Origin of the sequence: Bradyrhizobium sp. MOS003, from assembly GCF_003020125.1 — a bacterium.
Classification (GTDB): domain Bacteria; phylum Pseudomonadota; class Alphaproteobacteria; order Rhizobiales; family Xanthobacteraceae; genus Bradyrhizobium.
In genome coordinates this window covers 315,722-337,286 of the sequence record NZ_PYFW01000004.1, presented here as the reverse complement: position 1 = coordinate 337,286, position 21,565 = coordinate 315,722, and the positions used below count along the sequence as shown (strand labels likewise).

Sequence of the window (21,565 nt, the reverse complement as noted above, 5' to 3'; positions counted from 1 at the left end):
GCACCCTCGCAGAACGCGGACGGCGCAATGTCGCAAAGCCGGTTTGTTACCCGGTTGAGCCGATCGTTCGCATTTTAACGATCCGGCGATCGGGCCCCGATTGGTTAGCGATTTCTAAAGAGGTCCCCTCGGGAACCTACGTTTCGGCCGAGCACCCCCAGTGTGAAAGAGATCACATCCCAGGCGGTTTATTTCTCCTACCCCTTCGCACACCGGCCCAATGCAGGCCGGAGCGGGCAGGGCGGAACGGGGAGACTGGTCATGAAGGCGAGGTTCTTGCGGTTTGCGGGAGTGAAGAGCCGGGCGCGCCGCGCCTCCACGGTCGGGCTGTTCCTGACGCTGTTTGCCTCCGCCGCCCACGGGCAGGGGACGGCCGAACAGCGCCGGGCCTGCACACCCGATGTCTACCGGCTCTGCGCCGGCGAGATCCCCAACGTCCGCGCCATCACGGCCTGCTTGCGCCGTAACCGGTCGAGCTTGAGCGAGGCTTGCCGCAGCGTGTTCGATCAGGCCGGCGGCTGACATGGTTGGTTCGGTGGATTTGTGCGCAGCAAGTGCCTCGCGAGGGCCGGCGAATCCGGCCTGGTCGGCCTGTGGATATGCTGCGGACAGGCTGTGGATATCGCGGCGTCGGCGACAGATGCGTCCACCGCCCGTGATATCTCGGTCAAGCGGCCTCACTGAGTGAGGCTTTGATCGTGCAGATCTCTCTCCCGATCGAATCCATTTGATTGCTCCGAATTCGACAATTGCGTATCGCGCCAATTCGCGCCCCGCGCAGTTTTTGGGCAGCCGCCTGCCCAAATCACAGGCCGCCTCCATCCAATTTTTTGTACGCTCGCGGACAAGCTTTCCCGTTGGCTCTCCCCCTAGGCTCGCTTCCGAGATCTGGAACATGGCCTTTGCCATGACAATTCGAAGGAGCGGGACATGGAGAGACGGGTATTGCCCCAGGCGCGGCGGGGAACGGCGCGCGCAACGCCTTTGCGCAAGCTCGCGCTCGGCGCCAGCGTCGCCCTGGGGCTGGTTGCCGCAGCACCGCTGAGCGCACAGGCCGCCGCGCCCGCCGCCTGTGCCGCGCTGCAGGAGAAATATCCGGACTGGAAGGGCAAGACGCTCGTCAACGCCATCAATCCGCACACGCCGGGCTATGAGACCATCGATCCGAAGGATCCCAGCAAATATATCGGCTTCGACATCGATCTCGGCGAAGCCATCGGTGAATGCCTCGGCTTCAAGCTGACCTACAAGCCGGTGACATTCGCGGCACTGCTGACCACGCTGGCCGCGGGCCAGGCCGACATCGTCATCTCCGACATCTACGCCACCAAGGAGCGAGCGAAGGCGGCCGACTTCATCACCTACTCGAAGGTGTTCGACGGTGTGCTGGTCGCCAAGGGCAATCCGAAAGGCATCAACGGCATCAACATGTCGATGTGCGGCGCGGCGGCTGCCGAAAACACCGGCTATGTCGAGGTGCCCCTGATCCAGGCCCTGATCCCCGAGTGCAAGAAGGCCGGCAAGCCCGAGCCGACCATCCAGCTCTATGACAACAATGCCAATTGCATCCAGGCGATCCTCGCCGGCCGTGCCGACACCTATGTCAACGACGTCAACACCGTCGACAGCGCGGTCAAGGCCTATCCGGACAAGCTCGAGAAGGCGATCGCCGTGACGATCCCGTATTCCGTCGGCATCGCCGTGCCCAAGGACAAGCCGAAATTCCGCGACGCCGTGCTGGCTGCGCTGATCGAGGTGCAGAAGGCCGGCACGCATATGGCGCTTCTGAAGAAGCATGGGCTCGACGTGAACAACTTCAAGGAGCCGGACATCCTGACGGCCGACTGAGTGTGGCTTACCTCTCTCGACGGGAGAGCTCGGCGCGACGCGCCGGGTGAGGGGCACTGCGAACTCGATGCAAGCGTAACCCCTCGCCCGGATCGCGTCGGACGATGCGATCCGACCTCTCCCTGAGGGTTCCTAAGGGAGAGGTGATCAGCCCATCCACCGCCTTCGACCAAATTTGATCCCGCTCTCATGACGGCTGGCTGATGTCGCTGTTCCTTCACTATCTGAGCATGCCGTATCTGCTCGAGGGCATCGAGCTCACCCTCGAGGTGACCGCCCTCGGGCTCGGCGGCGGATTGATCCTCGGATTTATCCTCGCCGGCATGCAGCTTTCGCGCTTCTGGCTTCTTGCGGCAATCGCCAGGGCCTACACCGTGATCTTCCGCGGCACGCCGCTGATCCTGCAGATGGTGTTCGCCTACGACGCGCTGCCGCATATCGGCATCAAGCTGCCGGCGGTGCTGGCCGCCGGCCTCGCGCTCGCCTGCAACGAGGCGCCGTTCATCGCGGAGATGCTGCGTGCCGGCGTGCTCGGCGTCGATCGCGGGCAGGTGACGGCAGGCCAGGCGCTCGGCATGACGCCGCGGATCCTGATGTGGCGGGTGATCGCGCCGCAGGCGATCCGCACCATGATCCCGGCCTTCGGCAACGAAGCCGTCAGCGCGCTGAAGAATTCATCGCTCGCTTCCGTCGTGGCGGTCCAGGAGCTGACGCTGCGCTCGACCCAGCTGGCGTCCTCGACCTTCGACTTCTTCTCGATCTTCTTCGCCTCGGGCCTGCTGTATCTCGTGCTGACCTTCGCCATCAGTGTCATCCAGCTTTTCGTCGAATGGCTGATGGATCTCGACCGCACCAAGGGTCGTCAGCGAAAGCTCGCCGATTACCTGCCGTGGCGCCGTGTCGATCTCGCCACCAAGATCAAAATCGCCGATGCCACTGTCGCCGAACCCGAGCCCGTACAGGCCGAGCCGGCCGATACGCCGCCGCTGGCGCTGACCCGCGAGGAACGCACCCGCCGCGCCGCGACGATCGCGCGCAACAACATCGCCGTCGAAACCAGGGACCTCACCAAGAGCTACGGCGCACAAAAAGTGCTCGGCGGCGTCGATCTAGCCGTCCGCGTCGGCGAGGTCGTTGCATTGCTTGGGCCCAGCGGCTCCGGCAAGAGCACGCTGCTTCGCTGCATCAACCATCTCGAAAACTGGGACGCCGGCACCGTGCGCGTCGGCGGCCGCCGCCTCGGCTTCGACGAGAACGGCAAGCGGCTGTCGCCGCGCGCCATCGCCAATGAGCGCGCCAGCGTCGGCGTCGGCATGGTGTTTCAGCAGTTCAATCTGTTCGCGCATCTGTCGGCCAAGGAGAACATCGCCGGCCCCTTGCGCTGGGTACACGGTATGACCCGCATCGATGCTGACCGCCGCGCCACCGAGCTGCTCGACCGCGTCGGTCTCTCGCATCGGGCCGACGCGCTGCCGCGCCATCTCTCGGGCGGCCAGCAGCAGCGCGTCGCCATCGCCCGCGCGCTGGCACCGAACCCGAGCGTGCTGCTGCTCGACGAGCCGACCTCCGCGCTCGATCCCGAGCTCGTCAACGAAGTGCTGGAGGTGATCCGCCGCCTTGCCATCGACGACGGCCTCACCATGATCATCTCGACGCACCAGATCCGCTTCGCCGACGAGGTCGCCGACCGCGTCGCGTTCCTCAGCGAGGGCGCGATCATCGAGGAGGGGCCGGCGCACGAGGTGCTGTCCAATCCCCGCAATCCGCTGACGGCGCGTTTCCTCAACGTGATGGAAGCCGACAAGACGCCGGAGGCGGTGCGATGAGCGCCGCCGCAGAGATCAAGACCGCGTTTCCCGAAGAGGCCACCTCATGAAGCATTTCACGCTGCCGGTTTCGCCGAAGACGGTTCACTGGGGCTATTTCTCCAAGGCGGTCGCACCGGCCCTGACGCTGCGTTCCGGAGATCGCGCCACGATCGAGACGCTCACGCATCATGCGAATGACGATTACGAGCGCATGATCCAGGGCGATCCCGGCGCCGAGAGCGTGTTCCAGTGGACCCGGGAGCACAAGGCGGTGGCGCGCCGCGGCTCCGGCCCCGTCGAGGGCCCGTTCATCCGCGGCGCAGGCGAGGGGATTGGCGTGCATCTCCTCACCGGTCCGGTCGCAATCGAAGGCGCCGATCCCGGCGATATTCTAGAAGTGCGCATCCTCGACGTCCGGCCCCGGCCGAGCTGCAGTGCCTGCCACGCCGGCCGTTGCTTCGGCTCCAACGTCGCCGCCAACTGGGGCTTTCACTACCACGACCTCATCGAGGAGCCGAAGCCGCGCGAGGTCGTCACCATTTTCGAGCTCGACACCTCCGGCGAGCCCTATGCGAAGGCCGTCTACAATTACGTCTGGACGCCACAGACCGACCCCGACGGGATCTTGCATCCGACCATCGACTATCCCGGCGTGCGCGTGGACCACGCCACCATCAGGAAGCGCGAGAACATCCTCTCCAGCGTGAAGGTGCCGGCGCGGTTGCACTTCGGCACCATGGGCCTTGCGCCATCGGAAGCCGATTTCGTCAGCTCGATCCCGCCAAGCTACACCGGCGGCAACATCGACGACTGGCGCATCGGCAAGGGCGCGCGGATGTTCTATCCGGTCGCCGTTCCAGGCGCCTATTTCTCGGTCGGCGATCCCCATGCCGCCCAGGGCGACAGCGAGCTCGGCGGCACCGCGATCGAGACCTCGCTGACCGGCGACTTCGAATTCATCCTGCACAAGAAGGGGGATCTGGCCGGCACCAGCCTCGAAGGCCTCGACCACCCCATGCTCGAGACCGATCATGCCTGGTCGTTCTACGGCTTTACCTATCCGAACTATCTCGCCGCGCTCGGCGCAGATGCGCAAACCGAGATTGCCAATCACTCGAGTCTCGACCGTGCGATGCGCGATGCGTTCAGAAAGCTCCGCCGGTTTCTGATGACAGTGCACGGTCTCAGCGAGGACGAGGCGATCTCGCTGCTGTCGGTCGGCGCCGATTTCGGCGTCACCCAGGTCGTCGACGCCAATTGGGGCGTCCATGGCACGATCCGCAAGAACATTTTCCGGTGCGACTAATGTATTGATGTGTATTCGATATTCGGGATGAAGGCGTGAAGGAGAACCCGCATCTGCGGCCCGTCGCTGCGACCGATGCCGGCGCACGTCTGGCACAGAGGTTGCTTCGATCCACTGCAATCTGGGTCGATCCGATGAGCTTCCGCCCGTTCACGAGCGAGTCCTACGCGCAAGACGACCGGCCCAATGCCTGGCGGGACGTGCTGGCAGCGGTCGGCCTGCAACCGGCGGGTGGTCTCGGCCTATTCGACGGACACGCGACCGCCTCGCATCGGCACGCCGCAGGCGTCGCATTGACGCGCATGGCTGCGGGCGCGCAGAGCGTTGGTCCGCTCTCACGAGCGAACGAGGACCTGCCCATCGCTCTGATGCCGGTCGAGGACGGCATGGTGCTGAAAAGCGCCGGCGGTCATCGGATCGTTCCCGTCGGCCACCTCGTGCTGCTGCCGCGCGGCGGCGATTGGAGCATCGTGTTCCAGCGCGACATGCGCGCCATCGTGCTGTCGGTGACGTCGGAAGCACTGCACGGCCGCCTTTCGGGCAAGCCGCGGCTCGGCGAACCCCGGGTCGTGCCGACCACCGGCTTTGCCGACGTGTTCTCGCGCCTGCTGGACGCGGCCGCGCGCACGCTCGACACGCTGAGTGATGCCGAATGGAATTCCATCGCGCAATCGCTCGTCGATCTTCTCCTGACGCTTGCGCACCAGCTGGCGGCGTCGACCTCCGATCCCGGATCGAGTGCGGCGCAGGCTGCGCTGCTGCACCGGATCTGCCAGACCATCGAGCGTCGCCTCGACGATCCCGATCTGGTGCCGGCCCGCGTCGCGCAAGCCGAGGGCATTTCCGAACGCTATTTGCAAAAACTGTTCGAGACGGTCGGCGACAATTTCACCCACTACGTTCGCGAGCGGCGGCTTCAGCGCGCCTGGGCCGATCTGTCCAATCCGACCGAGGCGCATCGTTCGATCTCGGAGATCGCCTACGCCTATGGCTTCGGCGACTCCGCGCATTTCAGCCGCGCCTTCCGCCATCGCTTCGGCCTGCCGCCGCGCGAGTTTCGCCAGCAGGAAGCGGAGCGCGCGACGGCACAGCACGGAATCATCGGTCAGCGAGGCTGGCCACAGGACGCGCTGGCACAGCTCCGCGCGCATCAGACCGGTACGGAGGCGCGCAGCAACGTCTGCCTCGCCGACTTCGACGAGCCGAGAGTGGCAGGTCGCAAGCACCATCATCTCCCGATCGAAGCCAACCGTGTTCACTGGGGCTATTTCAGCCGTTCGTTACAGCCGCAGCTCGAGATCGCCTCGGGCGATACGATCACCATCGAGACGCTGACTCAGCATGCCTCCGACGACCCCGAACTGATGATCGCGGGCGATGCCGCCGCTGAAAGCGTGTTCGGCTGGACCAAGGCCGGGAAGAACGTGGATCGCCGCGGCGCGGGTCCGATGGATGCCAGCGTGTTCGGACGCGGCGCCGGCGAAGGCTTTGGCGTGCACATCTGCACGGGTCCCGTGGCGGTGAAGGACGCCCAGCCCGGCGACGTGCTGGAGGTGCGGATCCTCGACATCGTTCCGCGCGCGAGCCGTCATCCCGAACACTCAGGCCGCGTGTTCGGCTCCTCCGTCGCAGCCTGGTGGGGGTATCACTACAACGAGTTTCTCGCAGGTCCGAAGCCGCGCGAGGTCGTGACGATCTACGAAATCTTCGACGACACCGACGCGCCGCACGCCCGCGCGCTCTATTCCTACCGCTGGGAAGCGCAAACCGATCCGTTCGGGGTGGTGCACGCAACCTATGATTATCCCGGAGTTCCCGTGGCGCCCGGCACGGTCAAGCGCCGGCATGCCGTGCTCGATGGCATCGAGATTCCTTTGCGACCGCATTTCGGCGTGATCGCGGTGGCGCCGCGCGAGGTCGATTTCATCGACTCGGTGCCACCGTCCTATTTCGGCGGCAATCTCGACAATTGGCGGCTGGGGAAGGGGTCGACGGTCTATCTTCCGGTCTCGGTCCCCGGCGCGCTGTTGTCGGTCGGCGATCCCCATGCCACCCAGGGCGACGGCGAGCTCAGCGGCACCGCGATCGAATGCTCGATGACCGGCACCTTCGAGGTGATCCTGCACAAGAAGGCAGATCTCGCTGGACAGCCCTTCGCCGATCTCTCTTATCCCCTGATCGAGACTGCAACCGATTGGGTGCTGACCGGCTTCAGCCATCCGAACTACCTCGCGGAGTTCGGTGCCCAGGGGCAAAGCGAGGTCTACGCGAAGTCGTCGCTCGATCTCGCCATGAAGGACGCATTCCGCAAGATGCGGCGCTTCCTGATGAACGTGAAGGGCCTCAGCGAGGACGAAGCGATCGCGCTGATGTCCGCCGCCGTCGATTTCGGCGTCACCCAGGTGGTCGACGGCAATTGGGGCGTGCACGCGATCATTAGCAAGCGCCTGTTTCAGGACGCGCCTTAAACCGGGGATACACAAGTGAAATTCCACATGATCAGCGGCGGCCCGAAGCCGGTCGCACCCTTCAGCCACGCCGTGGAGACCGATGGCTTCGTCTTCGTCACCGGCCAGATGCCGGACACGCCGCAAACGCCGGGCGTGCTGCCCGACGGCATCGTCGCGCAGACCCGCGCGGTGATGGAGAACTTGAAGATCGTTTTGGCAGGGCTCGATCTCGGCCTCGATCACGTCGTGATGACGCGGATTTATCTGACGCGCTTCAAGGAAGACTACACGGCGATGAACGAGACCTACCGCACGTACTTTCCGCCGGACCGCCTGCCAGCCCGCACCTGCGTCGGTGTCACTGGCTTGGCGTATGACGCATTGATCGAGATCGATCTGGTCTGCCGGCGACCGTGAGAGCAGTGTAGGGCGGATTAGCGAAGCGTGATCCGCCACGACCTCGCCGCGGAGGTGAATGCCACGGATTCGCTCCGGCCAATCCGGCTTAGCCCTCCTGCACGCCAATGTTCCCGCTTCGCGCGAGCTTTCCCTAAAATTGCAGCCCGTGCGTGCAAAGAGTCTTGATCGGCCGTGATCTTGAGGTGATGGCCTGCCTTGAACGCGGCCCCGGGCAACGGCGACTAATTCATGGAGTGCACAAGGATCAGTGGAACGTGATCGTACCCTCTCTTTCTAAAGCACCAAAATGGTGCTTTAGTGCTTTACATGAGCCTATCACCCCGAAACGCGCCATCCGCGCTGCGTTACAGGCTTGCCCCTGACCAGGCCGCCAAGGCCGCGCTGGAGGCGACGTTCAGGGCTTATGACCGCATGATGGAAATCCTCGAGGACGTCGCGCGGAGCCACAATGTCGGCTCCAATGTCGTGCTGCTGCATGCCCACGCCTATGACCCGATCCGCAAAGCGACTGCGCTGCCCTCGCGGCTGGTGACGCTAGGCTTGCGTGACCGCACCGAGTATCGCGCGGCGCAGGGCCGCCGCCTGCCGCTCGACGACAAGCTCGCCAAGATCAAGGGCCCGGCCACCATTTCGATTGCGACCGTGCAAGGGCGCATCACGGTGCCCTTCGATTATGCCGGCTATGCCGAGGGCTGGGGGCAGAGCGTGCCAGCGCGCCTCATCCGCACCGACGACGACGGATTCGAAGTTCACTACGGCGTCACGCCGAACAATCTGCCAGAGGAGGAGAACGCCATGGAGACCATCGCTGCCGCTCCCGAAAACTTCCTGTCCAGGGTCGGGCGCCTGATCGCCGGCATCGCCTATGACGCGATCGAGCAGGCGGAAGGCAAGAACAAGCTGAAAGTGGTGGGACAGGCCATCCGCGAGATCGAGCGCGCCGAGAGCGAAGCGCGCGATGCGCTCGCCGCCGCGCGGGCAGAGGAATACCGCCTCAACGCGCGCCGCAGCGAGATCGAGCGCGCGATGACCGATCTCGCCGCCAAGATCGAGGGCGCGATTGCGGACGGGCGCGACGATCTCGCGCGCTCCGGCATCGCGCGCCAGATGGATCTCGAGGCGCAGTTCGACGTGCTCTCGCGCGCGATCGACGAGAACAACGAGAAGATCGAGCAATCCGTGACGTCGCTGCGCGCCGTGCTGTCGGCCCTCCAGGATGCCGAGCAGCGCCGCGCCGATCTCGAAAAGAGCGAGGCCATCGCCAGCCAACAGGCCTCGACATCGAGTCGGAAACAAGGCGGCGATTCTGCGGCCGCCAAGGCGCTGCGCGCGGGCAAGGCGGTGGCGCGGGCCACCGGCGTGCCGCCGGGCATTCCCTATTCGAGCGACATCGACGAACTCAGCACGTTGCATCGCGACAAGGAAATTGCAGCGAGGCTGGCCCGGTTGAAGTCGGGCTCCTGAGTGCCGTGTCATGAGCGCTTTGCTCGAACACGTCATGTCGCCAGAGGTCAGACCGTTCGCGATCGCGGCGGCCATGATCGTCGTGGTCGGCTCGATCGAAATGGTCTCGATGCTGGCCGGGGCTTCCTTGAGCGAGATGCTCGGCACCAACATCGATTTCGGTCACCCGAGCGACAATGGCGTGATTAACGCCATTTCCTGGATCAATGTCGGCGGCGTGCCGCTTCTGATCTTCCTGCTGCTGCTGCTCGGCGCCTTCTCCATCACCGGCTTCCTGATCCAGGACATCGCGCGCATGGTTGCGGGGCCCTTGCCGGCAACGGTGGCCTCTGTCGGGGCTGTCGTGGTCTCGGTTCCGCTGGTCCGGGCCGCCAGCAGGGCAATCGCGCGCGTCATTCCGAAGGATGAAAGCTACGCCATCGGTCTCGGAGAACTCGTTGGCCGCATTGGCGAGGTCGTCATCGGCCCGCTCGACCAGGGGCCGCCCGGCAAGGTCAGCGTCGCCGACGTCCACGGCAACCGCCATTTCGTCTGGGCCGTTGCGGCGCCGGCGTCGGCACCATTGCCGCAGGGAACCATGGTTCTCCTGGTCGATCGCGACGGCACCCGCTTCGTGGCGGTCAAGGCCGACGATGAACTCAAACCTTCCAAGCCCACTCTAAACAGCTAGCAAGTCATTATCGGAGAACATCATGTTCGACATCGCAGTCCCGGCCATTATCGGCGTCGCGCTGATTGTCGCGCTCGGGATCGTCTTCACCATCCTCTACAAGCGCGCCACCCGCGACGAGGCTTTCGTGCGCACCGGCCTCGGCGGCAAGAAGGTCGTGCTCGACGGCGGCGCCATGATCCTGCCGATCTTCCACTCCTATGCCAGCGTCAATTTGAAGACGCTGCGGCTCACCGTGGAGCGCAAGGAGCGGGAATCCCTCATCACCAAGGATCGCCTGCGCGTCGACATCGTCGCCGAATTCTACGTGCGCGTCCGCCCCGACGACGAGAGCATCGCGCTTGCGAGCCAGACGCTGGGTGCACTGACCAATGACGCCGAAGCCCTGCGCAACCAGGTCGAGGCGAAATTCGTCGACGGCCTGCGCTCGGTGGCGGCGACCATGAGCATCCTCGAACTCCAGGAGAAGCGCTCGGACTTCGTCAAACATGTGCAGGCAACCGTCGAGTCCGACGTCAAATCCAACGGCCTCGAGCTTGAATCCGTGTCGCTTACAAAGCTCGACCAGACCGACGTCAAGTTCTTCAACCCGGAAAACTTCTTCGACGCCGAAGGTCTGACCCAGCTCAAGACCGTCACCGAGACCCGCCGGCGCGACCGCAACTCGATCGTGCGCGACAACGAGGTGGCGATCGCGCAAAAGGACCTCGAGGCGCGGCAGCAGACCCTGACCATCGAGCGGACCAAGAAGGAAGCCGAGCTGTCGCAGGAGCGCGACATCGCCAACAAGACCGCCAGCACTCGCGCCGAGGTGGCAACTGCGACGCAGACCGCGCGCCTCACCGAGGAGAATGCCCGGATCGATACCGACAGGGCCGTCGCCGAGAAGGAGGCCGGCGCCAAGCAGGTCAAGGAAACCGCGGTCATCGAGTCGGATCTGGCGATCAACAAGCGCAAGACCGACGCCCAGCGCGAGATCCAGATCGCGACGCAAGAGAACGAGATCCAGATCGCGGCCAAGAGCAAGCAGACCTCGGAAGCCGTCGCCGAGGCCAAGACCGCCGAAGCGCTCGCGGTCTCCGCCGAGGAAAAGGTCGTGACCGCACGCGCGGTCGAGGTCGCCGATCGTGCCCGCCTCACCCAGGTGCTGGAAGCGCGGACCGAGGCCGAACGGAAGTCGACCGAGCTGATCGTCGCGGCCGAAGCCGAGAAGAAGGCCTCGCTCGACCGCGCCGAGGCCGTCAAGACGCTGGCCACGGCCGAAGCCGAGTCCAACAAGATCAAGGCCGTCGGAGTGCGCAACATCGGTGAGGCGGAAGCCGCCGTCATCACCATGAAGAACGAGGCGCAGAACAAGCTCGGCAGCAACGTCATCGATTTCGAGATCGCCAAGAAGCGGATCGAGATCATGCCGTCGGCGCTGGCCGAGATGGTCAAGCCGATCGGAAACCTGAAGGACGTCCGCATCCTGCACACCGGTGGCGCGTTCGGTGGCAACGGCGCCGGCGGAAGCAATGTCGGCTTCGGCGAAGGACTCGCCGGCGAGCTGCTCAAGGTTCACGCGCTGCGTCCGATGATCGACGAGATCCTGCGCCAGGGCGGTTTTGCGCCCGGCGATGATCCCGTAAAGGCGCTGGTCGGCGCCGTGACAGGGAAGAGCAACGGCGCCGCCGTACCGGCGCCGGAGAAGACGAACACCGCCGATCTATGAATGCCCGTTCATTGCTGCGGAGAATTCGAATCGATAAAAAGGCTGAGCGCGTCTCGCGTCGCGCTACGTCCCGGAGTGCCGATCGATCGTCTCGAACCTTTCGATCGCACTCCGGACGGATCTCCTGGGGCAACGCCATTGGTTGCCGCGGCGCCTGCGCCGATCGACGCCAGGCGTTGAAGCCTGTTTCGATCGGGGAAATTTCATATGAAATATTTTCTGTCTGGACTGATCGCGATCGGCTTTTCGATCGCCGCCATGCCCTCGTTCGCCGCCGACGCCCGCAACGTCACCGTCGTCAACGAGACCGGCTATGCCATCAAATTCCTGGGCTTCAACGCACCGGACGATGGCTTGGACGAATGGGACAACGAACTCGACAAGGTCTTGAAGAACCAGGCGAGCACCTATGTCGAGTTCGACGAGGACGACGACGGATGCGTCTGGAATATCCGCGTCGACTGGCAGAGCTACGACGAAGCCGTGCTCTGGAAAAACGTCAACCTCTGCAAGATGACCGCGCTTCGGCTGCGCTACGATCCCGGCACCAAGACGACCTCGTTCCTCGCGGAGTAGCCGTCGGCCGACATGGTCCGGAGGAGGGGGCGTCCCAACCTTCCTCCGGCGCGTTGCGGATGATGACGAATTCGTCCTTTGCAAGCGCAAGCGGCTTTGTTATACGCAGCCGCGCGCGAACGACTGGTTCGCCTTTTCCTCGGTAGCTCAGCGGTAGAGCATCCGACTGTTAATCGGATGGTCGCTGGTTCGAATCCAGCCCGGGGAGCCAAATCCTACCGCAAATTCAATGATTTACGGGCGCACCCTCGCGCGATACGCGATCTCGCTGCCGTGCTTTCTGAACGACGCTTTGCGCGATCCCGGCTGGGAATCGCATTCAAGCAGATGTGTTGTGGAGTGGCCCCTTCACGCCATGCGGACGGCGCCAAATCGACTCAATTGAAATCGAGCTTCGCGATAGCCGGATCTTAACGGAGCTGATTCCCATGCCAGACATCCAGGTCGACCATATGGCCCCCTCGATTCTGCCGGCCGAGATTCCAGAGCTGAGCGACGACCAATGCCTCGCCTGTCTGGCGCGTGCGGTCGAGACGCCCGATTCGGCACGGCTGGACGAGGTCGCCGCCCTGATCGGGCGCCTGGCGGTCGCGATCGAATAATCCTTCCGGACCTGATGCGGTAAGATGCGGAAGCCTTAGTCCCGCAGGCTAACGGCCGTGTTGCGTTTTGGCCGTGCATGCTCCAAAGATGCCGCGAATTTCGTCCGCGGCATCGTCCGCCTTGCAGGGTCCGCAAATGTCCGGTTTCTCGACCGCGCGCCTCAAAATGGTCGATGGCCAGGTGCGCACCATTGACGTCACCGACCGTCGTGTTCTCGATGCCATGCTCGCGGTTCCGCGCGAGGCCTTCGTGCCGTCCGACCGGCAGGCGCTGGCCTATCTCGATCTCGACCTCGATGTGAGCGAAGGCGAAGCCAAGCGCTTCCTGATAAAGCCGCAGTTGACCGGCAAGCTCCTCCAGGCCGCCGAAATCGGCGAGGGCGACAACGTGCTGGTGGTCGGCTGCGCCACGGGCTACCTCGCCGCACTGACCGCCAAGCTCGCGCGGCAGGTGACCGCGACCGAATGCGATTCGGCTTTGGCTGCGAAGGCCAAGGCCGCCCTGGCTGCGCTGAACCTTGCCAACGTCACCTGCAAGGCCGCGGCCTGCGCCGAAGGCGATCCGTCCGCCGCTCCCTACGACGTGATCATCCTCAATGGCGCGACTGAGGTGACGCCGGTAGCGCTGCTAGGGCAGCTGAAGGAGGGCGGGCGTCTGGTAGGGGTGTCCGCCGAATCCAGGCCGCCGCGGGCAATGATCGTGACCCATACCCACGGAGAATTCGGCCATCGGGCCCTGTTTGACGCCGCCGCCCCGGTCCTTCCCGGGCTGGCACGGGCTGCCGCCTTCGTCTTCTGACGGCCCAAAGCCCTTTAAAATCCCGTTCTGAATCAAAGTGTGGCCGGGATGCTGCACGTGAAGAGTTTCCACCGGGAACTGCGCTGGGGTAGTTCCGTCGCGCCGATCCGCATCCTATGTTGCGGCGGGGCAACGACTCCACTCGGTTGGTAACCCAGCTCGCGGGCACGAGCGGGACGCTAGAATGAACGGAAATTTTGGGATGCATGGGGTGAAGCTCTTCACCGGAGCTGCGGTTTCGGTCCTGCTGCTCGCGCTTGCCGGGCCGACGCCTGCCTTGGCGGATACGATCGAGTCCGCGCTGGTGCGCGCCTATCAGAACAATCCGCAGCTCAACGCACAGCGCGCCCAGGTGCGCTCGACTGACGAGAACGTGCCTCAGGCCCTGTCCGGCTATCGGCCCCGGGCCTCGCTCACGGCGAGCGGTGGCTATCAATACCAAGATCTGCAGAGCGGCGTGGGTAGTAACGCGATCCATGGAACCACCCTACCTCGCAGCGTTGGCATCACCGCCTCCCAGACGCTCTACAACGGTAACCAGACTGCCAACCGAACACGCGCCGCGGAGAGTCAGGTGTCCGGCTCGCGCGAAGCGCTGCGCAGCCTCGATCAAAGCGTCCTTCTCCAAGCCGCCACGACTTACATGGACTATCTGCGCGACTCGGCCACGCTCGAAGTCCAGCGCAGCAACGTCCGGGTGCTCGAGCAGACGCTCAAGCAGACTCGTGACCGCTTCAATGTCGGCGAAGTGACGCGCACCGACGTCGCACAGTCGGAAGCACAGCTGGCAGCCGGCAGGACGCAGGCGCTGACTGCAGAAGCGAATCTCAACACGACCCGTGCCACTTATCGCCGCATCATCGGCAATGAGCCGACGAACCTTGCGCCAGGTTCGCCGGTCGATCGTTTCCTGCCCCCGACGCTCGCCGCCGCGGTGGAGCTCGGCTTGATTGAGCATCCCAACGTCACGGCCGCCATGTTCGGCATCGACGTCAACTATTTGCAGGTCAAGGTCGCCGAAGGCGCGTTGCTGCCAACGCTTACGATCCAGGCGTCGGCCACGCAGGCCAACGAACAGTCCATCATTCAGTTGCGATCCTTCAACGCCGCCGCGACTGCTCAGCTCTCGGTGCCGATCTATCAGGGCGGCTCAGAATATGCGTTGATCCGCCAGTCCAAGGAAAACTTGGCGCAGCAGCGTCTCAACCTCGAAACCACGCGCGACCAGACCCGTGCGACCGTGGTGCAGTGGTGGGGGTCGTTGCAGGCCGGCAAGGCGCAGGTGCAGTCGGCGCAGGCGCAGGTGACTGCGTCCGAGATCGCGCTGAACGGCGTTCGTGAAGAGGCCAAGGCCGGTCAGCGCACCACGCTCGACGTGCTCAACGCGCAGCAGGCGCTGGTCAATGCGCGCGTCGCGCTGGTGACCGCGCAGCACGACCGCGTCGTCGCATCCTATCAGGTGCTGGCTGCCGTCGGCCGTCTGGCGCCGCAGGTCCTGGGCCTTGCGACCACGATTTACGATCCGAGCGTTCACTACCATCAGGTCCGCGACAGCTGGGCCGGCGTGCGTACGCCTGACGGACGCTAACTCCGTAGTCGTCCGGTCAGCCTCGTGATTGGACGAGGCCGACCAGCGCTTTGCTTGCAATCGTCAAATTCCCTGACATAGCCTTGGTGAGACGATGCGGGTCGATTCGGCTCGCATCGATGCTGCGTGCGTAAAGCTTGAGTACCGGGGGCAGGGGCGCACCGCTGCACGTTGAGCCGTGATCTGGGGACAAGTCGGGCTGCCGCGACGAAAATGTCGGGCCACCCATCCGGAACCGGCCAATCCTGTCGTGCTTGGTGTAAAACAACGCATGCGAGGGCGTTGATGATGTGGAGTCGGAGATGACGCAGCCTGCAAAGGTCACAGAACCCTCGATGGAGGAGATTCTGGCCTCGATCCGGCGCATCATTGCCGACGATGAAGCGAAGCCGCCGCCGGCAGAAGCCGCAAAGCCAGCGCCTGCCGCGGCTGCGCAAAAGCCGCAGGCCATGAACGACATTCCGCCGTCCAAGGTCGCAGCCGCCAAACCGGCCGCCGAGAAGCCCGCACCAGCCCCCGCAGCAAAGCCTGCTCCGCCTCCGCCAGCTGCCCCTGCGGCGGATGCGTCAAACAACCAGGACGATATCGACGCGCTGCTAGCAGGGCTAGACGCGGCCACGCCTGCGCCGGAGGTCCGCGCGCCGGAACCCGAGCCGGAGCCTGAGCCTGAGCCTGAGCCCGACGTGCTCGAGCTGACCGACGAGATGGCGATGGACCCGACGCCGCCTCCGCCGCCGCCGAGCTTCCGCAAGGTCGAGCCGCGCGACGATCTCGAATTCGCAGAATCGCCGCCGCGCCCGACACCGCCGCCGTCCTATGCGCCGGTGGATTTCGACGCGCCGCCGGTGCCGCCGCAGCAGCCGATCCTGGCGCAATCGACGGTCTCGGCGGTCGAATCCGCCTTCAATTCCCTGGCCCATACGGTGCTCAGCAGCAATGCGCGGACGCTGGAGGATCTGGTCAAGGAGATGCTGCGTCCGATGCTGAAATCCTGGCTCGACGACAATCTGCCGGGCATGGTTGAACGCATCGTGAAGGCCGAAATCGAGCGGGTCTCGCGCGGCGGCCGCTGATACGGCCCAGCGGCCCCGATAAAGCCCTGCTCCTGTGGCATATTCGGCCTGCGGATCAGGCCGGACAGCCGTTGCCGCCGAGCTTCCCGTTGACTTGACCCGCACACGCGGCTTTCTAGCGCCATGATCGAGAAAAATTACCAACCCGCCGATATCGAAGCCCGCATGTCCGTGGTGTGGGAGGACAGCCTTGCGTTCAAGGCCGGCCGCCCCGACCGCCGCGACGCCGTGCCCTTTACCATCGTGATCCCGCCGCCGAACGTGACGGGCTCGCTGCACATGGGCCACGCCCTCAACAACACGCTGCAGGACATCCTGTGCCGCTTCGAGCGCATGCGCGGTCGCGACGTGCTGTGGCAGCCCGGCACCGACCATGCCGGGATCGCCACCCAGATGGTGGTGGAGCGCCAGTTGATGGAGCGCCAGCAGCCCGGCCGCCGCGAGATGGGCCGCGAGAAGTTTCTGGAGCGGGTCTGGCAATGGAAGGCTGAGAGCGGCGACACCATCATCAACCAGCTCAAGCGCCTCGGCGCCTCCTGCGACTGGTCGCGCGAGCGCTTCACCATGGACGAGGGCCTCTCGAAGGCCGTCGTCAAGGTGTTCGTCGAGCTGCACCGTGACGGCCTGATCTACAAGGACAAGCGGCTGGTGAACTGGGACACCAAGCTGCTCACCGCGATCTCGGATCTCGAAGTGCAGCAGACCGAGGTCAAGGGCCACCTCTGGTATCTGCGCTATCCGATCGAGGGCAAGACATTCAGCCCCGATGATCCTTCGAGCTTCATCGTCGTCGCCACGACGCGCCCCGAGACCATGCTCGGCGATACCGGCGTTGCCGTGCATCCCGAGGACGAGCGCTATCTGAAGCTGGTCGGCAAAAACGTGATCCTGCCGCTGGTCGGCCGCAAGATTGCGATCGTCGCCGACGACTATTCCGATCCGGAAAAGGGCTCGGGCGCGGTGAAGATCACGCCGGCGCACGACTTCAACGACTTCGAGGTCGGCAATCGCCATGGCCTCGCCCGCATCAGCGTGATCGACCGGGAAGGTTGTCTCGATCTCGTCGACAACGAGGATTATCTGCGCGACCTGCCGGAAGGCGCTGCGCAGTTCGCCGAGGAATTCCACAAGGTCGACCGCTTCGTCGCGCGCAAGCGCATCGTCGAGCGGCTGGAATCGTTCGGCTTCGTCGAGCGGATCGAGCCGCACACCCACATGGTGCCGCACGGCGATCGCTCCAACAGCGTGATCGAGCCGTATCTGACCGACCAATGGTATGTCGACGCCAAGACGCTGGCAAAGCCGGCGATTGCGGCGGTGCGCTCGGGCGAGACGAATTTCGTGCCGAAAAACTGGGAAAAGACCTATTTCGAGTGGATGGAGAACATCCAGCCCTGGTGCATCTCGCGCCAGCTCTGGTGGGGCCATCAGATCCCGGCTTGGTACGGCCCGGACGGCAAGGTGTTCGTCGCCGAGACCGAGGAGGAGGCCGTCAGCCACGCGCTCGGCTATTACGTCGAGCAGGAAGTCATCACGGCCGAGCAGGGCCGCGAGATGGCGCTCGACCGCAACAAGCGCGAAGGCTTTATCACCCGTGACGAGGACGTGCTCGACACCTGGTTCTCTTCGGCGCTGTGGCCGTTCTCGACGCTCGGCTGGCCCGCGGACGCGCCGGAGGTGCAGCGCTACTATCCGACCAATGCGCTGGTGACCGGCTTCGACATCATCTTCTTCTGGGTCGCCCGCATGATGATGATGGGCCTGCACTTCATGAAGGAGGTGCCGTTCTCGACCATCTACATCCACGCCCTCGTCCGCGACGAGAAGGGCGCCAAGATGTCGAAGTCGAAGGGCAACGTCATCGATCCGCTCAACCTGATCGACGAATATGGCGCGGACGCGCTGCGCTTCACGCTGGCCGCGATGGCGGCGCAGGGCCGCGACATCAAGCTCGCCACCAGCCGTGTCGAGGGCTACCGCAATTTCGCGACCAAGCTGTGGAATGCGTCGCGCTTCGCCGAGATGAACCATTGCGCCGTGCCCGACGGTTTCGAGCCGGCGAAGGCCAAGGAGACGTTGAACCGCTGGATCGCGCATGAGAGCGCGCACACCATGCGCGAGGTGACCGAGGCCATCGAAGCCTATCGCTTCAACGATGCCGCGGGTGCGATCTACCGCTTCGTCTGGAACGTCTATTGCGACTGGTATGTCGAGCTCGCAAAGCCCGTGCTGCTCGGACCGGACAGCCCGGCCAAGGACGAAACCCGTGCCATGGTCGCCTGGGCGCGCGACGAGATCCTCAAGCTGCTGCACCCCTTCATGCCCTTCATCACCGAGGAGCTGTGGGAAGTGACGGCCAAGCGCGACGGTCTGCTCGCATTGGCGCAATGGCCGCTGAAGCCGGCCGAGCCGACGCCGGAGCAACTCGCAATGCTTGCTGCTGCGGCCGGACCGACCGATCCGCTGATGTCGCCGATGCTGGTCATGCCGATCTTCGACCATGCCGACTTCACCGATCCCAAGGCGGAAGCCGAGATTGGCTGGGTGATCGACCTGATCACGCAGATCCGTTCGATACGTGCCGAGATGAATATTCCACCGGCAACGCTGACGGCGCTGGTGCTGGTCGGCGCGTCCGCCGAAACCAGGGAGCGCGCGCCGCGCTGGACCGAAATCATCAAGCGCATGGCGCGGCTGTCGGACATCTCCTTCGCCGACCGCGCGCCCGACGGAGCAGTTCAGCTGCTCGTGCGCGGCGAGGTGGCCGCGCTGCCGCTCAAGGGCGTGATCGACGTCGCCGCCGAGCGCGCGCGTCTCGACAAGGAGATCGGCAAGGCCGTCGCCGATATCAAGCGCGCCGAGTCCAAGCTTGCGAACGAGAAATTCGTCGCCAACGCGGCCGAGGAGGTTGTCGAGGAGGAGCGCGAAAAGCGTGAGGCCGCGCTGGCCCGCAAGGCCAAGCTGCTCGAGGCGCTGGAGCGACTGAAGCAGGCCTCGTAAGCCTATTTCGGAAACGGCTTGCTCAGAAACTTCGAGCCCCTGACGCCATAGCGCCAGGGCAGCTCGACGGCCTTGGTGATGCCGATCCTGATGCCGGCCACCACCTCGACATCCTCCGTCCGCGCATGCAGCGCGATCGGCGGCCGATCCAGCGGCAGGGTGTTGTGGGCGATGGTGATGCCGAGCGCCTCGGTCAACTTGCCCGGGCCCGAGCATAGCGCGTGCACATCGACCGCGTGGCGGCGGCGGCGCATCGCCGCCAGGCCGTGGGTCGGCTCCAGCGCGCGGATCAGCACGGCGGCCGCGGAGCCTGCCTCCTCGCAGACGAAGTTGACGCACCAATGGATGCCGTAGGAGCGGTACACATAGGCATAGCCGGGCGGGCCGAACATGACCTGGTTCCGGGGCGTCGGCCCGTTGTAGGAATGCGCCGCCGGCTCGGTATGATGATAGGCCTCGACCTCGACGATGATGCCGCCGACGCCGTCCACCAGCATGGTCGCACCGATCAGGTCCGGCGCGACCTCGCGGACGTCGCGGTCGAAAAAGGCCCGCTTCAGGACCTTGCCGAGCCGCGGTGTGGAAGTGTTCGATACTGGAGCCATTCGAGGTGAGAATCGCTTGAGAACAGAGCAGGATATTGCCCATATCTGCCATGTTCCCTGAAGCGGCGCGAGCCGGGTTGCGGCAGGCAGGCAGACAGATTAGGTAGGACCTGAACAGACCGGACAGATCATGGTCGTTATTGTCGATACCATCACGAACCCGCTGCGCCCGCGTCACCCCGAAAAGGTGAATCGTCCTGACTCCGCTTCGCCGCCGAAGCCCGACTGGATTCGCGTGCGCGCGCCCAATACCCGCGGCTATGCCGACACCCGCAACATCGTGCGCGCCAACGGCCTGCATACGGTGTGTGAGGAGGCGGGCTGCCCGAATATCGGCGAGTGCTGGGACAAAAAGCACGCGACCTTCATGATCATGGGTGACACCTGCACCCGGGCCTGCGCCTTCTGCAACGTCAAGACCGGCCTGCCGAACGCGCTGGATGCGGCCGAGCCGCGGAACGTCGCGGAGGCCGTGGCCAAGCTCGGCCTTGCCCACGTCGTCATCACTTCTGTGGACCGCGACGATCTCGCCGATGGCGGCGCCGAGCATTTTGCCGAGACCATCCGCGCGATCCGCACCGCGTGCCCCTCGACTACGATCGAGATCCTGACGCCCGACTTCCTGCGCAAGGAGGGGGCGCTCGAGGTGGTCGTTGCCGCCAAGCCCGACGTCTTCAACCACAATCTCGAGACCGTGCCGTCGCGCTATCTCACGGTGCGGCCGGGCGCGCGCTACTTCCACTCGATCCGGCTGTTGCAGCGGGTCAAGGAACTCGATCCCACCATCTTCACCAAGTCCGGCATCATGGTCGGCCTCGGCGAGGAGCGCCACGAGGTGCAGCAGGTGATGGACGATCTGCGCTCGGCCGACGTCGATTTCCTCACCATCGGCCAGTATCTGCAGCCGACCCGCAAGCACCACGCCGTGATGCGCTACGTGCCGCCGGATGAGTTTTCGTCGTACGAAAAGATCGCCTACACCAAGGGCTTCCTGATGGTGTCGGCGAGCCCGCTCACGCGCTCGTCGCATCATGCTGGCGAGGATTTTGCGAGACTAAAGGCCGCGCGGGCCGCCAGCGCCCGCTGAACCGCCATCTGAGTCACCATGCCCAAATTTTCGAGCAAGCGCCGTGTCAATCACAGCGCCTCCGAGATGTTCGATCTGGTCGCCGACGTCGAGCGCTATCCGGAATTCGTGCCGCTGTGCAGCGCGTTGAAGGTGCGCCAGCGGATGGCAAAGCCCGACGGGACCGAGGTACTGGTCGCCGACATGACGGTGTCGTTCAAGCTGGTCAGGGAATCCTTCACCAGCCGTGTGAGCCTCGACCGCGCCAACCTGAAAATCCTGGTCGAATATCTGCAAGGTCCTTTCAGCAATCTCGAAAATCGCTGGACGTTCGAACCCAAGGGTGAGAGCGTCTGCGACGTCGGTTTCTTCCTTTCGTACGAATTCAAGAGCCGCATGCTGGCGCTGCTGATGGGCTCGATGTTCGACGCCGCCTTCGCGCGGTTCTCGACCGCGTTCGAAAAACGGGCGGACGCGATTTACGGGCGGAAGCTGGCGCCGTCGTAGGGAGTCATCTCTCCATCGTCATTGCGAGGAGCGTAGCGACGAAGCAATCCAGAATCTCACCGCGGAGAGATT

The 21,565-nt window shown here is 64.5% G+C and carries 18 protein-coding genes and 1 tRNA gene; 18 read left to right on the top strand and 1 reads right to left on the bottom strand.

Features of this window, described 5'->3' with window-relative positions:
- The first annotated feature begins 261 nt into the window (after positions 1 to 261).
- From C7G42_RS20420 to C7G42_RS20345, 16 genes are all read left to right on the top strand, one after another.
- Positions 262 to 522, top strand: a complete 261-nt coding sequence (locus C7G42_RS20420; RefSeq protein WP_094974207.1) for a hypothetical protein — start codon at positions 262 to 264, stop codon at positions 520 to 522.
- Between the two features lie 408 nt (positions 523 to 930).
- Positions 931 to 1,848 carry an ABC transporter substrate-binding protein gene (locus C7G42_RS20415; RefSeq protein ID WP_106950754.1) on the top strand — a complete coding sequence of 306 codons (918 nt, stop codon included), beginning with the start codon at positions 931 to 933 and terminating at the stop codon, positions 1,846 to 1,848.
- A gap of 203 nt (positions 1,849 to 2,051) precedes the next feature.
- Complete coding sequence (locus C7G42_RS20410; RefSeq protein ID WP_106950753.1) at positions 2,052 to 3,674, top strand: amino acid ABC transporter permease/ATP-binding protein; 1,623 nt, start codon at positions 2,052 to 2,054, stop codon at positions 3,672 to 3,674.
- A gap of 46 nt (positions 3,675 to 3,720) precedes the next feature.
- Positions 3,721 to 4,962, top strand: coding sequence for an acetamidase/formamidase family protein (locus C7G42_RS20405; protein WP_106950752.1), 1,242 nt, complete (start codon positions 3,721 to 3,723; stop codon positions 4,960 to 4,962).
- 134 nt (positions 4,963 to 5,096) lie between these two features.
- Positions 5,097 to 7,430, top strand: a complete 2,334-nt coding sequence (locus tag C7G42_RS20400; protein ID WP_199581061.1) for an acetamidase/formamidase family protein — start codon at positions 5,097 to 5,099, stop codon at positions 7,428 to 7,430.
- Positions 7,431 to 7,445: 15 nt separating this feature from the next.
- Entirely contained in the window at positions 7,446 to 7,829 is a 384-nt protein-coding gene (locus C7G42_RS20395; RefSeq protein WP_106950750.1) for a RidA family protein, read from the top strand.
- Positions 7,830 to 8,129: 300 nt separating this feature from the next.
- Positions 8,130 to 9,296 (top strand): PspA/IM30 family protein, encoded by a 1,167-nt coding sequence (locus C7G42_RS20390; RefSeq protein WP_106950749.1) that lies wholly within the window; start codon positions 8,130 to 8,132, stop codon positions 9,294 to 9,296.
- Between the two features lie 10 nt (positions 9,297 to 9,306).
- Positions 9,307 to 9,966 (top strand): OB-fold-containig protein, encoded by a 660-nt coding sequence (locus tag C7G42_RS20385; protein ID WP_106950748.1) that lies wholly within the window; start codon positions 9,307 to 9,309, stop codon positions 9,964 to 9,966.
- Between the two features lie 22 nt (positions 9,967 to 9,988).
- The gene (locus C7G42_RS20380) at positions 9,989 to 11,677 is read left to right on the top strand and encodes a flotillin family protein (RefSeq protein ID WP_106950747.1); all 1,689 of its coding nucleotides are present in this window, start codon (positions 9,989 to 9,991) and stop codon (positions 11,675 to 11,677) included.
- Positions 11,678 to 11,884: 207 nt separating this feature from the next.
- Entirely contained in the window at positions 11,885 to 12,253 is a 369-nt protein-coding gene (locus C7G42_RS20375) for a hypothetical protein (RefSeq protein ID WP_106950746.1), read from the top strand.
- Between the two features lie 136 nt (positions 12,254 to 12,389).
- A tRNA-Asn gene (locus C7G42_RS20370) sits at positions 12,390 to 12,464 on the top strand.
- A 217-nt stretch (positions 12,465 to 12,681) separates the two neighbouring features.
- Positions 12,682 to 12,855 carry a hypothetical protein gene (locus C7G42_RS20365; protein ID WP_106950745.1) on the top strand — a complete coding sequence of 58 codons (174 nt, stop codon included), beginning with the start codon at positions 12,682 to 12,684 and terminating at the stop codon, positions 12,853 to 12,855.
- A gap of 136 nt (positions 12,856 to 12,991) precedes the next feature.
- The gene (locus C7G42_RS20360) at positions 12,992 to 13,654 is read left to right on the top strand and encodes a protein-L-isoaspartate O-methyltransferase family protein (RefSeq protein WP_106950744.1); all 663 of its coding nucleotides are present in this window, start codon (positions 12,992 to 12,994) and stop codon (positions 13,652 to 13,654) included.
- Between the two features lie 202 nt (positions 13,655 to 13,856).
- Positions 13,857 to 15,242, top strand: coding sequence for a TolC family outer membrane protein (locus C7G42_RS20355; RefSeq protein ID WP_106950743.1), 1,386 nt, complete (start codon positions 13,857 to 13,859; stop codon positions 15,240 to 15,242).
- A gap of 302 nt (positions 15,243 to 15,544) precedes the next feature.
- Positions 15,545 to 16,315, top strand: coding sequence for a PopZ family protein (locus tag C7G42_RS20350; protein ID WP_199581026.1), 771 nt, complete (start codon positions 15,545 to 15,547; stop codon positions 16,313 to 16,315).
- Positions 16,316 to 16,438: 123 nt separating this feature from the next.
- Positions 16,439 to 19,315 (top strand): valine--tRNA ligase, encoded by a 2,877-nt coding sequence (locus C7G42_RS20345; RefSeq protein WP_106950741.1) that lies wholly within the window; start codon positions 16,439 to 16,441, stop codon positions 19,313 to 19,315.
- A 2-nt stretch (positions 19,316 to 19,317) separates the two neighbouring features.
- On the opposite strand, the gene C7G42_RS20340 is transcribed toward C7G42_RS20345, so the two are convergent.
- On the bottom strand, positions 19,318 to 19,920 hold the full coding sequence (locus C7G42_RS20340; RefSeq protein ID WP_106950740.1) for a DNA-3-methyladenine glycosylase: 603 nt from the start codon (positions 19,918 to 19,920) through the stop codon (positions 19,318 to 19,320).
- A 130-nt stretch (positions 19,921 to 20,050) separates the two neighbouring features.
- Between C7G42_RS20340 and lipA the strand changes: the two genes are divergently transcribed.
- Entirely contained in the window at positions 20,051 to 21,007 is a 957-nt protein-coding gene (lipA, locus tag C7G42_RS20335) for a lipoyl synthase (RefSeq protein ID WP_106950739.1), read from the top strand.
- Positions 21,008 to 21,025: 18 nt separating this feature from the next.
- Positions 21,026 to 21,493 carry a type II toxin-antitoxin system RatA family toxin gene (locus C7G42_RS20330; RefSeq protein WP_106950738.1) on the top strand — a complete coding sequence of 156 codons (468 nt, stop codon included), beginning with the start codon at positions 21,026 to 21,028 and terminating at the stop codon, positions 21,491 to 21,493.
- Positions 21,494 to 21,565: the final 72 nt, after the last annotated feature.

What these genes read in the sequence shown, in the direction of transcription:
- C7G42_RS20375 (WP_106950746.1), top strand. Translation starts at nt 11,885, where the DNA reads ATGAAATATTTTCTGTCTGGACTGATCGCGATCGGCTTTTCGATCGCC.
- C7G42_RS20330 (WP_106950738.1), top strand. Translation starts at nt 21,026, where the DNA reads ATGCCCAAATTTTCGAGCAAGCGCCGTGTCAATCACAGCGCCTCCGAG.
- lipA (WP_106950739.1), top strand. Translation starts at nt 20,051, where the DNA reads ATGGTCGTTATTGTCGATACCATCACGAACCCGCTGCGCCCGCGTCAC.
- C7G42_RS20385 (WP_106950748.1), top strand. Translation starts at nt 9,307, where the DNA reads ATGAGCGCTTTGCTCGAACACGTCATGTCGCCAGAGGTCAGACCGTTC.
- C7G42_RS20340 (WP_106950740.1), bottom strand. Translation starts at nt 19,920, where the DNA reads ATGGCTCCAGTATCGAACACTTCCACACCGCGGCTCGGCAAGGTCCTG.
- C7G42_RS20410 (WP_106950753.1), top strand. Translation starts at nt 2,052, where the DNA reads ATGTCGCTGTTCCTTCACTATCTGAGCATGCCGTATCTGCTCGAGGGC.
- C7G42_RS20420 (WP_094974207.1), top strand. Translation starts at nt 262, where the DNA reads ATGAAGGCGAGGTTCTTGCGGTTTGCGGGAGTGAAGAGCCGGGCGCGC.
- C7G42_RS20415 (WP_106950754.1), top strand. Translation starts at nt 931, where the DNA reads ATGGAGAGACGGGTATTGCCCCAGGCGCGGCGGGGAACGGCGCGCGCA.
- C7G42_RS20360 (WP_106950744.1), top strand. Translation starts at nt 12,992, where the DNA reads ATGTCCGGTTTCTCGACCGCGCGCCTCAAAATGGTCGATGGCCAGGTG.
- C7G42_RS20365 (WP_106950745.1), top strand. Translation starts at nt 12,682, where the DNA reads ATGCCAGACATCCAGGTCGACCATATGGCCCCCTCGATTCTGCCGGCC.
- C7G42_RS20405 (WP_106950752.1), top strand. Translation starts at nt 3,721, where the DNA reads ATGAAGCATTTCACGCTGCCGGTTTCGCCGAAGACGGTTCACTGGGGC.
- C7G42_RS20350 (WP_199581026.1), top strand. Translation starts at nt 15,545, where the DNA reads ATGACGCAGCCTGCAAAGGTCACAGAACCCTCGATGGAGGAGATTCTG.
- C7G42_RS20345 (WP_106950741.1), top strand. Translation starts at nt 16,439, where the DNA reads ATGATCGAGAAAAATTACCAACCCGCCGATATCGAAGCCCGCATGTCC.
- C7G42_RS20380 (WP_106950747.1), top strand. Translation starts at nt 9,989, where the DNA reads ATGTTCGACATCGCAGTCCCGGCCATTATCGGCGTCGCGCTGATTGTC.
- C7G42_RS20355 (WP_106950743.1), top strand. Translation starts at nt 13,857, where the DNA reads ATGCATGGGGTGAAGCTCTTCACCGGAGCTGCGGTTTCGGTCCTGCTG.
- C7G42_RS20400 (WP_199581061.1), top strand. Translation starts at nt 5,097, where the DNA reads ATGAGCTTCCGCCCGTTCACGAGCGAGTCCTACGCGCAAGACGACCGG.